This window comes from Pseudomonas grimontii (genome assembly GCF_007858185.1).
GTDB classification, from domain to species: domain Bacteria; phylum Pseudomonadota; class Gammaproteobacteria; order Pseudomonadales; family Pseudomonadaceae; genus Aquipseudomonas; species Aquipseudomonas grimontii.
The window spans coordinates 35099-47754 of the sequence record NZ_VFES01000013.1 but is presented as its reverse complement, the minus strand read 5'-3'; the positions used below and the strand labels follow the sequence as shown (position 1 = coordinate 47754).

At 52.7% G+C, this 12656-nt stretch carries 11 protein-coding genes; 6 read left to right on the top strand and 5 right to left on the bottom strand.

What is annotated here, in order from left to right; genetic code table 11:
- Positions 1-15 precede the first annotated feature (15 nt).
- On the top strand, positions 16-993 hold the full coding sequence (locus FIV39_RS20095; RefSeq protein WP_069970790.1) for a dipeptidase: 978 nt from the start codon (positions 16-18) through the stop codon (positions 991-993).
- 21 nt (positions 994-1014) lie between these two features.
- A complete protein-coding gene (locus tag FIV39_RS20090) occupies positions 1015-1896 on the top strand; it encodes a DMT family transporter (protein ID WP_090404472.1) in 882 nt (293 codons plus the stop codon).
- A gap of 394 nt (positions 1897-2290) precedes the next feature.
- Here the strand turns inward: FIV39_RS20090 and FIV39_RS20085 are convergent, their stop codons facing one another.
- The 5 genes from FIV39_RS20085 to FIV39_RS20065 all read right to left on the bottom strand — a co-directional run bounded on the left by FIV39_RS20085 (position 2291) and on the right by FIV39_RS20065 (position 7620).
- On the bottom strand, positions 2291-3394 hold the full coding sequence (locus FIV39_RS20085; protein WP_069970792.1) for a mandelate racemase/muconate lactonizing enzyme family protein: 1104 nt from the start codon (positions 3392-3394) through the stop codon (positions 2291-2293).
- On the bottom strand, positions 3391-4494 hold the full coding sequence (locus tag FIV39_RS20080; RefSeq protein ID WP_230173425.1) for an alcohol dehydrogenase family protein: 1104 nt from the start codon (positions 4492-4494) through the stop codon (positions 3391-3393). The genes FIV39_RS20085 and FIV39_RS20080 overlap by 4 nt, the downstream gene beginning before the upstream one ends.
- A gap of 31 nt (positions 4495-4525) precedes the next feature.
- The gene (locus tag FIV39_RS20075) at positions 4526-4984 is read right to left on the bottom strand and encodes a dimethylsulfonioproprionate lyase family protein (protein WP_244176345.1); all 459 of its coding nucleotides are present in this window, start codon (positions 4982-4984) and stop codon (positions 4526-4528) included.
- Between the two features lie 296 nt (positions 4985-5280).
- Positions 5281-6225: a GlxA family transcriptional regulator gene (locus FIV39_RS20070; RefSeq protein ID WP_244176343.1), complete on the bottom strand. Its 945-nt coding sequence runs from the start codon at positions 6223-6225 to the stop codon at positions 5281-5283.
- A 159-nt stretch (positions 6226-6384) separates the two neighbouring features.
- Complete coding sequence (locus FIV39_RS20065; RefSeq protein ID WP_090409991.1) at positions 6385-7620, bottom strand: aromatic ring-hydroxylating oxygenase subunit alpha; 1236 nt, start codon at positions 7618-7620, stop codon at positions 6385-6387.
- Between the two features lie 235 nt (positions 7621-7855).
- On the opposite strand from FIV39_RS20065, the gene FIV39_RS20060 reads away from it, so the two are divergent.
- From FIV39_RS20060 to FIV39_RS20045, 4 genes are all read left to right on the top strand, one after another.
- Positions 7856-8845, top strand: coding sequence for a LysR family transcriptional regulator (locus tag FIV39_RS20060; protein ID WP_090404463.1), 990 nt, complete (start codon positions 7856-7858; stop codon positions 8843-8845).
- Between the two features lie 248 nt (positions 8846-9093).
- A complete protein-coding gene (locus FIV39_RS20055; RefSeq protein ID WP_244176341.1) occupies positions 9094-10164 on the top strand; it encodes a dihydrodipicolinate synthase family protein in 1071 nt (356 codons plus the stop codon).
- Between the two features lie 19 nt (positions 10165-10183).
- On the top strand, positions 10184-11509 hold the full coding sequence (locus tag FIV39_RS20050; RefSeq protein ID WP_069970796.1) for an NAD(P)/FAD-dependent oxidoreductase: 1326 nt from the start codon (positions 10184-10186) through the stop codon (positions 11507-11509).
- 293 nt (positions 11510-11802) lie between these two features.
- Complete coding sequence (locus FIV39_RS20045) at positions 11803-12654, top strand: glycine betaine ABC transporter substrate-binding protein (RefSeq protein WP_090404457.1); 852 nt, start codon at positions 11803-11805, stop codon at positions 12652-12654.
- The last annotated feature ends 2 nt before the right edge of the window (positions 12655-12656 follow it).

Below are 12656 nucleotides of genomic sequence, written 5' to 3'. Positions count from 1 at the left end.
AAAGGGAGACGCGGCATGAATGCGCGCGAAGTACATGACGACAGTATCGTGATTGATGGTCTGGTCATCGCCAAATGGAACCGTGAGCTGTTTGAGGACATGCGCAAAGGCGGCTTGACCACCGCTAATTGTACGGTTTCGGTGTGGGAAGGCTTCCAAAAGACGATGGATACCATCGCGGCCAGCCAGAAACTGATCCGCGAGAACAGTGATCTGGTGATGCAGGTGCGTACCACCGCGGATATACGCAAGGCTAAGGAGCTCGGCAAGACCGGTATTCTTCTTGGCTTTCAGAACGCCCACGCGTTCGAGGACCAGACCGCCTATGTGGAGATCTTCAAGCAGTTGGGCGTGGGGATCGTGCAGTTGTGCTACAACACTCAGAATCTGGTGGGGACGGGTAGCTACGAGCGTGATGGCGGGCTGTCGGGTTTCGGCCAGGAGATCGTTGCTGAGATGAACCGCGTTGGCATCATGTGTGATTTGTCCCACGTCGGTTCGCGTACCAGTGAGGAGGTCATCCTGGCTTCGAGCAAACCGGTGACCTATTCGCACTGCTTGCCCATGGGACTCAAAGAACATCCGCGTAACAAGACCGACGCTGAATTGAAGTTCATCGCCGACCACGGCGGCTTCGTTGGCGTGACCATGTTTACCCCGTTCTTGGCCAAGGGCGTGGACGCGACTATTGATGATTTTGCTGAGGCCATCGAATACACCATGAACATCGTCGGTGAAGATGCCATTGGTATTGGCACCGACTTCACTCAAGGGCATGGCCAGGACTTCTTTGAATATCTGACCCACGACAAGGGCTACGCACGACGTCTGACACGCTTTGGCAAGATCATCAATCCGCTAGGCATCCGTACCGTCGGCGAGTTTCCTAACCTCACCGAGACCCTGCTCAGACGCGGTCATCCCGAGCGGGTGGTGCGCAAGATCATGGGGGCAAACTGGGTGCGGGTGTTCGAGGAGGTGTGGGGTGAATGATTCCGGCCGGGGATTGCCATCATGAGCACAGTGGTCGAGTCAACAAGCGAAGCAGGACGGGCGAGGGGAACGCGTATCGGCATCATGCTTTGCCTGCTGTCGATGTTCATCTTCGCGGCCCAGGACGGGATCACCAAGATTCTGGTCAAGGACTTGCCGGTGGCGCAACTGGTGATGGTGCGCTATTGGGTGTTCCTCATGTTCGCGGTGTGTTTTGTGAGGATGAAGGGTGGGATGGCCAATGCTCGGAAAACCGCCCATCCCTGGATGCAGATGGCTCGCTCGCTGTTGGGGGTGTTCGAAATTTTCGTGTTCGGCATGGCGCTACGCTATTTGGGGTTGGCCGAAACCCATGCGATCTACGCCATCTTTCCTCTGCTGACCATGGCCATGGCTGCCCTGGCGCTGCGTGAGCAGCTCAGCCTGCGCAAGTGCATGGCGGCGGTGATTGGTTTTGTCGGCACACTAATCATTCTCAAACCCGGCATGGGCGTGTTCAGTCCCGCCTCGTTGATTCCCCTGGTGGCAGCCCTTATGTTCGCCTGCTTCAACATACTCACGCGTAAGATCAGTAGCACCGACAGCTTCGGCACCAATATGTTGTACATGGGTTTTTGGGGGGCGGTCGCTTCGACTGCGATCGGCCTGCCGCAATGGGTGACACCTACGCCGCTGGAGCTGGTGTTGATGCTGGTGTTATCAATGACCGGCGTAATGGCGCAGCTGCTGTTGCTGCAAGCCCTGAAATACACGGCGGCGGTAACCCTGCAGCCATTCAACTACTCCCTGTTGGTATTCGCTTCGGTGCTGGGTGTGGTGTGGTTCGGCGAGGCGCTGGAGACCACCTTGATGGTGGGGGCGCTGCTGGTGGTGTTGGGGGGGCTGTATTCACTAAGACGCTAAATCATCCTAATCCGGCGTGTTTCATGCCGGCCTTGATTCCAGGTATCACGCCCAGATGTCGTCGATGGTGAGGCGGTAGGTTCGTTAGAAAACCCAGATCGCCACGGCGACAGAGAAACAGCGTCCTATGGCCGAAGAGATCAGCCGGCACATCACGCAGATCCATAGCGGGTCGAGAAATTTGCGCACTCGGCGCAGCCCGGTTCGGGGCGTCTGACTGAGATCTTCCGGCAACTCAAGGTCTTGGTTGGGTGCTTGAAGTTCTAGCTCGTATAGCCTGGCCAAGGACGACTCAACATCAATATGATTGCGTAGCGCCGATCAATTCAATTGACGCCTTGGCTAGGCACACCAAACGCCTGGACGTGCCGTGAAGCGTTGCCAGGCTGATGATTTAGAAGGACGCCACCGGTTCGCCAAATATGCTCTCTTCAGGCACGACACCCAAGCCGACTCCTTGTGGGCGTTTGATGTGACCACCTTCCACGCGTATTCCATTTTTCTCGTCGTAGTGACCGTCAATCATGGGGGCTGCTATCCATACACCCTCCAGCAGTTCAGGAGCGACAGTTGCGCCGATGTGGGTGCAGGCGGCCGCAATGAGATCTCCACCCCATGCGTCATCACAGGTATGGGGTAAGTTCCGTGCTGCACAGATGTCACGGAACGCGCGCATCGGATGCAAGCCTCCCAGCGCGGTGACCTTCATTCCGAAACCATCGACTAGACCGGTTCCCGCCGCGGTGATTGCGGTATTGATGCTGGTGCAGCTCTCGTCCATGTACATCGCATGGCTAATCTGCGAACGAATTTTCTGGAAGTCTTCGATGGTGTTACAAGGTTGCTCGAGGATGAAAGGGACGTTTGCGCATTCGCGGCAAAGTCTTAAGGCGTCGCGTGTATTCAGGCCTCGATTGGCATCTACGGCGAGCTTGATACGCGAACTGCCTACTGCTTCCCACACCTTTTGAACGGCCGCGATATCTTCCTCGATTGGCCTGCCACCTACCTTTATCTGCAGGCGGGGATAACCTTGGTCGCGCTTATCGACTGCAAGGCGGGCCGACTCGTCGGGATCGCTGATCCCAACAACAGAATAGGAGGGGAGACGATCTGCCAGGGCACCGCCCAGAAGATCCGAAACGCTAAGTCCCAGATGCTTCCCCAAGAGGTCATGCAAGGCGATATCGATCGCTGCTTTGGCGTAATTATGACCTTTGAGTAATCCATCCATGCGCCGGTGCAGAGGGACAGGTAGCACTTCGGTGCCGACGAGTCCCTTGGCCATTTCAGTCAGGGCCGCCGCAGCACCTCTCGAATGTGAGTCGGAGTAGGTCGGGCCAACGGGGCATGTCTCTCCCCACCCAAACAGTCCATTATCCGCTACGAGTTTGACCAACGTGGTCGTCAATGAATAGACGACCTGATTGGCCATGGTATACGGCCCATCAAGGACAGGTAACTCATGGGTATAAATATGAACACTGGCAATTTTCATTGATTTACCTCCGGAATGATTAAGACCAACTTGCCCATGTGTGCCTTGCTCAAGAAATCTTCCTGTGCCTGATGAATTTCATTTAGCGGATACGTTTTAGCTACAACAGGACGTATTTCTCCCGACTCGACATAGGCAATGAGATTGGTAAAAACTTCGTCGTCTTGAAAAGTGCAGCCATAAAGTGTGAGATCTTTTAGGTAAAGGGTTCGAAGATCAATCTCTGCCATTGGACCGGCAATTGCGCCGGCAATGGCATATCGGCCTCCTAGGCGCAGAACGCGTAAGAGATCCGGCCAGTCCTCACCCCCGACCACGTCTACAACGGCATCCACAGAATTTTCGCCCAGCACCGAGAGCAGATCGGCCTTGCGATCAATAATACGGTCGGCGCCTAAAGCCTTTACCTCTGATGCTTTGGCGGCAGAGCATTGCGCAATAACCACGGCACCACGTCGCTTGGCGAGCTGAACGGCGGCAGATCCTACGCCTCCCGAAGCGCCCGTTATCAAGACTACTTCTTTACCCAGCTTCAGTCGGTGCAACATGTTTTCTGCAGTTGAATATGCGCAAGGTATCGATGCGAGTTCCGCATCAGTCCAGTCGCACTCCACCTTGAGCGTCTCTTTAGAGGGGGCAACGGCAAACTGAGCAAACCCGCCGTCACATTCACTGCCAAATGTCCAGCACTCATATGGCCTATAGTCGACATAGGTACGCAGGAGATTGCTGACGATCACACGCTCGCCAATGCGTGAAGCTGAAACGCCTTGCCCAACTGCAACAATGTACCCACAGCAGTCGGCACCTTGAATTCGTGGGAATTTCAGCGCCGTACCCGACCAGGAAGAATCATCGCCGTTTACACTGTCGAACCCTGTTGCGCCACCGGACGCTGTATCGCTGCTGACAGATTTAGAGTACCAACCAATCCTGGTGTTGATATCCGTATTGTTAACAGCGGAGGCGCGTACCTGAATCAGTACTTCTCCGGCACTGGGTTGTGGGACGGATACATCCGTCCGGTATTCCAGTTGCTCCAGCCCGCCGAGTCCGTTGAGTAATACTGCATGCATCTTTGTGGGTAATGGATATGACATATTTCCCCCTGATGTGGTGGTTGAATTAGAGTTATTGGAAAACACCTTTACTATCTGGAGCGGCCTCCTGCGCGTTTTCTATTCGTCCCCAAAGTGCCAGCAGCGGTTTGCCGGTTGACCTCATTGAATGGACCGCCGATGGAGGATTGAACACGACACCGCCGGCCCCGGGACTCCACCATCCGGCGTCTTCCCGGTACCAATCACCCTCCGATAAAACGAGGTAGAACTCTGCGGGGGGATGCCTGTGGAACGGGTAATTAAGTTCCGGTTCCATGACTGCCAATCCCAGGGTTATTGTCGAGCATTGAAAAAGGCCACCCTTTCCAAAAATCAACGCATGCCGGTGTCTTTCTTCAAAGTCGGCATCATCCTTTTCGGCAGCCAATCGCTTTATCCAGCGGCTGCCGGGTAGCAGCATCTCAATAGCAGAAAGCAGAATTTTAAAGTCCGGCTTAGTCCTGGGGGCATTTGACAACGCCTGAGTCACTGTGGACTCCAGGGTCGAGGGCAGCGGCCCGCCTGAGAAAGGACCGAGGCCGATGTCCAAACGGGCATTACCTAATGATCGAAGGCACACTTCAGTAGCCTCAACACCGACGCCACACGAGGGTGAGTGACGGACCAGAATTCGCATGAGTGCTTCCCGTAAAATCACCCCATGCATCAACAGTTCTTGCTCCGATAAATCACACTTGGATCGCATGATCCTTTACCTCGCAAACGTGCCTGTCAGATAACGCTACATGAGGTAGCGTGATTCGCTCCTACCCGGTTTATGGGGAACTAGATTTCATAACGACTCTCTTTTGAAGGCGGATGACCGAAGAGGGCGCTATAACGTCTGCTGAAATGGCCCGCTGAAACGAACCCGCATGCGATCGCAACATCAATCATTGCAAATTTTGAGTTCTGTATCAGGCGTTTGGCTTCAGTGAGCCTCAATTCCAGATAGTACTTTTGAGGAGGCGTACCTATCTGATTCTGAAAGAAGCGTTGAATCTGACGTCTGGAAAGTTTAACGCATTGTGCAAGTTGATCGAGGTCTAAAGGTTCTTCAATATTAGACTCCATCAGCGTGATCACTTCTCGCACCGGCGCAGTTACTGTAAGGTTTCGGGCTTTAGCGGTAGTACGAAATCGAGACTGATCATAATCCAGCACATCTAACACAGCATCAGCCAACTCATGATTAGCAACTTTATGGAGCCACTGGATCATGACTTGAAATGCGCCTGCGGGCGTAGAAGCTGTGAGCCGGTCACGATCGACTACACTGGTGTCCAGTGTCACAGTCGTGTTGGGGGCGTATTCAGCCAGGCCGATTCGTTGCTCTGCATGAATGGCGCAGCGGTACCCATCTAAAAGACCTGCCTTTCCAAGATACCAGGCGCCATTCCAGAGCCCGCCCAGTGCGATAGGTAAACTGGCAAGCTTGTGCAAAAGACTGATTAGCCAATGTGGAACCGTTCTCGGTGTTCGTAAGCCACCGCATACCACCATTAAATCCAAGTCTGAGATTCGAATCTCCGTCAATGGGGTGTCCGGTCTGATAGGTATTCCCAAGTCGCTCATGATTTCCGAGTTGTTTCTACTGAAAGTAGAAATTTTTACACAGCCTGGCCGAATTTGATTTGCCGTCACCAACACGTCCAGGCACTGCGTAAAGCAGGTGAGAGAAAAGTTTTCCAGCAATAAAAATCCTATGCTTGACACTTTTTGAGTATTCAAGCGGGACTCTGTGAGCTGGGAGGCGGCGTTCTGGGAATGCACACTTAAATTCCTCTTGTTTTTTGTCGAACGGCACTTCTGCTGACTAATGCAGATCGAACTTGCATTAAAGTTGTCAGGGTGTTCCTTTACACGGCGAACACCGGTGGTTGCTACTTATCAAAACGCCTTTGAAGCGCCAACTGTTTCCGTCAAACGCTTGTCCATCAGCTCGCAGTACCAGTCTATGAATTGACAAACGCCATTCTCCACCAACGGTGAGTATGGACCGGGTTGATAGGCTGGTGAGGTCACGCCAACTTGGGCGCCTTCTACCAGACGTCGATCCTGATCGTTGGTCGCCATCCACACTTTCGTGAGGCGTTCGACATCGTAATCCACCCCCTCTTGAGCGTCCTTGGGCACCAACCACTTGGTAGTTACCACCGTTTCTCCAGGGCCTCGTGGCAAAACTCGGAAACTCAGAGCGTGATCGCCAAGAAAGTGGTTCCAAGTCGATGGATAGTTGAAGTACAGCAGCGCGCCGATATTCTCTACTCCGCTGCGATCCAGGCGTCGATTGACGGCAGGTTTACCGTCCATGGTGTAACTGCTGGCGCCGTGGTCGAGCGGAATACGCGTCATACGAAACTGTCCCGCCGGATCCATAGCGAGCCGACTAGCCAGGCCACCAGCTTCGCAAGTGTTCCAATAGGCCGTCAGCTCAGGGGTTTCCTCGCCGCCGATCCCTTGTACCGATGCAAGTTCGGTATAAGACTGGAGTAGTTCTGGGTGCGTACCGTCGCAGTGGTAGCACTCTCGGTTATTCTCAAACACCAGTTTCCAATTGCCTTTCTCCACCAGGTTGGCTTCGAACGCAACTTTGCAATCCTCCAGGTAGTGAGGGCCAATAAACGGAGATACCGCGCTTCGGAATTTTTCGAAATCAGGTGCAAGCTTTGCCACACAGACGTAAATGTAGCTATGCACCACCTCGCAATGAGCGGGCAACAGGTCGTGGTCTGCTGTGTTGAAGTCGGGGCCCATGTTGCCGGCGTACAGTAGCTTCCCGTCTAACTCGAATGTCCATTTGTGGTAGGGGCACACAAGTTTTGCCACCTTTCCCTTATCCTCGGTACAGACCTTTGATCCACGATGGCGGCACGCGTTATGGAACGCACGAATGTTGCCGTCTTTCCCTCGCACCACGGCGACCGGGAAATCGCCGATTTGCAGTGTCAAATACTGTCCCGGCTTTTCCAGCTCGAAGGTATGACCCGCGAAGATCCACTCCTTATGCCAAATCTGTTCTAAATCTTGGCGATAAACTTCCGGGTCGGCATAGGTAGCGCCCGGCAACCCATGCTGGGGTTTACGTTGTTTGATAAGGTCTAATACGGCAGTGTATTTCTGCATTTTTATGTGCACTCTCAAATCTAAAATCGGGGCTTTTTGCATCGACCGTAGCCGTTCGGAGAGAACTGATTACAGATGTACCATCGGCTCACAAGGGCTATTACGCCCCAGCCAATTCAGATAATCTTTTGCTGGAGAGCCTCCCCCTAGATCGCTGGGGCTTGTAATCAGTCTAGAGCGAGGCCTGTGGCGGGAAGAATCGATTTTTTAAAGGGGCTAGTGATGATCTACAGTAATGATTAAGCAAAATGAACCTGATCAAACGCTGATCAAGATGCCATCCCTACGTGCCGTCAAAGCCTTCGTAGCGGCGGCCAGGTATCAAAACTTTACGCGCGCTGCTGAGGCTCTTTGCGTTACCCAAGGTGCTATCAGCCGCCAAATACGTGAGCTAGAGGTTCATCTCGGAACGGAGCTTTTCGAGCGGGCAGGCCGGGCGGTAAAGCTCACGGATGCGGGTTCTAATTTCTATGACGTGGTTCAGCTTTCATTTACCAGCATTGCTCAAGCGGCTGAGCGAATGCGCAGTAATACCACCTCTAAGCATGTGGTAACCCTGTGCTGCTCGCCTGCGTTCACCAATTTTTGGCTTGGCCCCCGATTACCTTCTTTCTTCGAATCCTACCCAGAGATAGACTTAAACCTAGTCGTTACCCAAAATTTTCTATCGATGGAGAGCGGTGTTCATCCAGATTTCATCATTTGCAAAATGATGAAAAGTCACGACGGTTATCACAGCCAGCCACTGGTATGCGACGTCATTTATCCGGTCTGCACGCCTCAGTATCTGGAGCAGCATCCAGAGCTACAATCCATTCAAGATCTTCGAGATGGAGCATTGCTGAACCTCAGTCCCTTTGGCCGTTCACAGGTGGCTGAACATGTGGATTGGAACGTTTGGTTTGCTCATCACGATATCGATCTCAAAGCTCGACCCAGCCATGCTCCGCATTTCTTTAATGCTAACGACTACAACGTTCTCATCCAGCTCGCATTGGCCCACCAAGGTGTTGCCTTGGGGTGGCATTACCTTGTCGCTCCCCTGATCGAAAAAGGGCTCCTGATCCGACCAGTCAAAGAAAAACTGGTGCATAGAGAAACCCTTCATTATTTGAATTCCAATGAGGACAAAGCCCGTGATCCCAGCTGCTGCAAGCTGCGCGACTGGCTCGAAGAACAGTTCGGTAGCGGATTGCGGCAGGATCCCGACGACTCAAATGCATGAGGTCAGCTCATCAATTGATCGGCGTATAAGTCGCTATGTCCCAATCTCTCTTGTCATTATTCTTTCACCATGAAAACCGAATACGAAATGAATGTTTCAAGGTGATGAGATGAAGTTTATTTCCTGATTATTTAGTTTATTCCAGAGGCAGGTTCTCGTACCTGTTGTTACTGTGAGCTCTCGTGGAATAAAAAAGACAAATCTGCCATTTGTTGAGCGCTTAACAAGCGGAAGGTAGAAGCTCACATTTGATTTGGCAAATATCGCCGACGCTTGGCTTCTTGGAAAAGTATCGGAATAAATTTATACCAGGCTATTTGGTTGCAGGCGCAGCGATAATTTGCTTGGTGCGCGCGAATCATTACTTCCAGCTGAGAGCTATCTGGCTGGACTTTCCAGAAAAGAACAAAATGAGGTTTGAATCAATGTCCGCATTCGCTTTTTCCGGTGTCAATCTGGCAATCACAACTCCATTTGATGCGCAGGGAAAAATTGATTACCCGCGTTTTGAAAGTTTGATTGAACGCTACATCTCCGCTGGTGTACATGGGTTTGTCCTGAGCTCCGGCACGGGCATGCATGTTTACCTCAGCAAGGAAGAGTCCAAGCAACTCGTGGCCTTTGGTTCCAAAGTTATCAATGGCCGTGCTCGAGTGATTGTGCAAACGTCCGCCTTGCTTGCAGATGAAGTAGTGGAACGCACCCGTCATGCAGCGGAATGCGGGGCGGATGGCGTCATGGTGTTGCCGCCCTTTTTCGAAGGCCCAACTGATGACCAAGGGATTATCGACTTCTATTCCACCGTCTCTGAAGCCGGGCTGCCAATCATCGGATACAACGTGCCTCAGGCCGTCGGCGTAGAGGTCACGCCATCGCTGTTTCGCCAATTGAGCGAAATTCCAAACTTTGTATCGGTCAAAGACAGCAGCGGTGATCTCGCGGCGCAGGCATCGCTGATCCGTACCGGTTTGCCGACGATGAATGGCGCCGACCCGCTGGTGCCATACGCGCTTTTCGCCGGTGCTGCAGGCTTGATTTGGGGTGGGGCGAACATGGCACCACGTTCTTGCGTAGCGGTGGTAAATGCCGCCCTGGAACAGGATTGGGGTCGTGCTCGGGAGATCTGGCGCTCGCTCGAGCCCGTCATGTCGTTGATCTGGCAGGGTGACTATGTTCAATCAGTCTATGCAGGCTCCGAGATCACGGGCTACGGAGCTGGAAATCCTCGTCGACCGTTGGCACGTCTATCTGCTTACAAAATAGATGCGCTCAAGGCTGCCCTTGATCCACTGATTGCTCTCGAATCTGACCTCGCCTGACGACTTGGGAGTAGAAGTCATGTACGTAGCCACCAAATTCCCAAAGAACAGCAGTCGTTCAGCTTGGGTTGAGATGCTCGCTCCACGGGCACCGACCACATCGCTTCATGGCGCTGTAATTGCTGATGTTGCAATCATTGGCGCTGGCTTCGCTGGTCTGTCTGCCGCGCGACGGTTATCTCAGCTTGATCCGACATTGCGAGTTGCCGTCTTGGAGGCGGGCGTTGTCGGGGAGGGGGCCACGGGGCGTAACTCAGGATTCATTATTGATTTGCCCCATGAAGTCAGCTCGGAAGATTTTGGTGGCACATCAACAGATCGGGCTCTGCGGGATATCAAGCTCTATCGCACTGCTATTAGCTTGGCTACGGACATGGCGGAAGAAAACGGCTGGGGGCGTGAAATCATTGACCCCTGTGGCCGCTACAGCGTAGCGATTAGCCAGAAGGGCGACGCCCACATCGTTACTTATGCACGCCAGCTGCAGGGTTTGGGTGAGTCCTATCAGATCCTTGATGCCAAGGGCATTTATGGCGTGACTGGCAGCCGTATCTACACCTCCGGGCTGTACATGCCTGGAACGGTGATGGTGCAACCTGCTGCCTATATTCGTGCCGTTGCAGATTGCCTGAGAAAGCCAGTGACCTTGTATGAGAATTCGCCGGTACAGTCCTTCGAAAAGCAGTCTGGTCGTTGGTTGCTGAAGACTTCCGCAGGTTCGGTCACGGCCAAACGAGTCATCCTGGCAAACAATGGCCACGCCCAGAGCTTTGGCTTGTTTCGCGGGCAGATGTTGCATGTCTTCACCTATGCTTCCATGACTGAACCTTTCGATTCGAAACGTCTCGGCGGAAAACGCGACTGGGCAGCGACACCGGCCTTACCGATGGGAACTACAGTGCGTCGTGTGAGTGGTGCTGAGGGTGACCGGATCTTGATTCGCTCACGTTATTCATATCACGCGGGGTTGGAGATCAACGATGGTCATGTGCAAAGCGCCGGTCGGGTGCATGACCGTAAGTTCTCCGATCGTTTTCCTGACCTTGTAGGGCTGAAAATGCAGTATCGATGGGGCGGGCCTATGGCGTTGACCTGGAACAGCGTGCCGATATTCGGGGAAATTGAACAAGGCCTGTTTGCGGCCTGCGCGTGCAACGGTTTAGGTGCGTCGAAGTCTACAGCCGCCGGTATCGCTGCTGCTGAAGCGGCCCTGGGAATGAAATCTGAGTTGGTTGAGATTTTCTCCAGCTATGACCCACCGAAAAATCTGCCGCCTCAGCCGTTTCTTAGTATCGGTGCGAAGGCTGACTTAAGGCTCCGTGAATGGCGTGCAGGGCGAGAATAAGTCCCTTGGACGTTGGGTAAGCTAACTACACTTCCATTAAGGAGCTCGACCATGAGTGATCTTTAAAGGGAGCTGAATATGCGCAAAACCCAGCGACGGTTCCCTACGGGATCGAAAGAACGCCAGGTTTAAAGCCCAAAGCCTAATCGTGTACCGCCAGCGCCAAACACTTGGCAGGGCGATAACTCGGATATCCGATGGCAAGAATTGCGTGTTGGAAAAGAAGTTTAAAAATCACGAACGCAATGTCGCCCGAGAAAAGGCGACCACTCAACCTCTGTAGGGGAAATACCATGAAAACGATTTGGAAAGCGGTGTTCGCTTTGCTGATGGTGATAGGAACTGTTTTGCCAGCACAGGCAGAAGAGAAGACCATCACGATGGGTACCATGGCTTGGGAGGATTTGTCGCCGACTTCACTTATCACCAAAAAGGTTTTGGAGGATCAGGGTTACACGGTAAAGCTCACTGAATTTTCCGAGTGGGGGATAGCCTTCGCAGCGCTGGGTAAAGGTGACATCGAGATGTTAGTTTCCCCAGTGAACTATCTTGCTCAAGACTATTGGGATCGTGGTAAGAATCGTTACGAAAAAATTTCACCTGTTTCCGACGGTTTGTATCAGGGGATTGCGGTTCCCAAATACGTAACCATTGACACGATCGAGCAGTTGAATGAGAGCTCCGCCAAATTCGGCGATAAGGTTATTGGTATTGAGCCTGGTGCTGGCCTGATGCGTAGTACCAGCGAAGCCATAAAAGCCTATGGCGTAAAACTTCAACTGGTTGAAGGCAGTACCGCAGCGATGACGGCTGCACTTAAGTCAGCAGTGGATCGCAAGGAGTGGGTCGCTGTCACCATGTGGGATCCATCCTGGATGACTCAGAAATTTGACCTCAAGTATTTGGCTGACTCAAAGGGAATCTATCCCCCATCGCAAACCTATTACTGGATTGGTCAGAAAGGCTTTTCTGAGAAGCACCCTCGCGCCAGAGAAGTGATTGCCAGTATTTTTGTTCCGATCACTGATATTAAGGCAATCAACGGCGATATAAAGGACGGAAAATCCGTGGATGAAGCAGTTAAAATCTGGATTGCCAAGAATGGCGATTTGATTCAGCGTTGGGAAAATAACAAAAAAAATTAAGA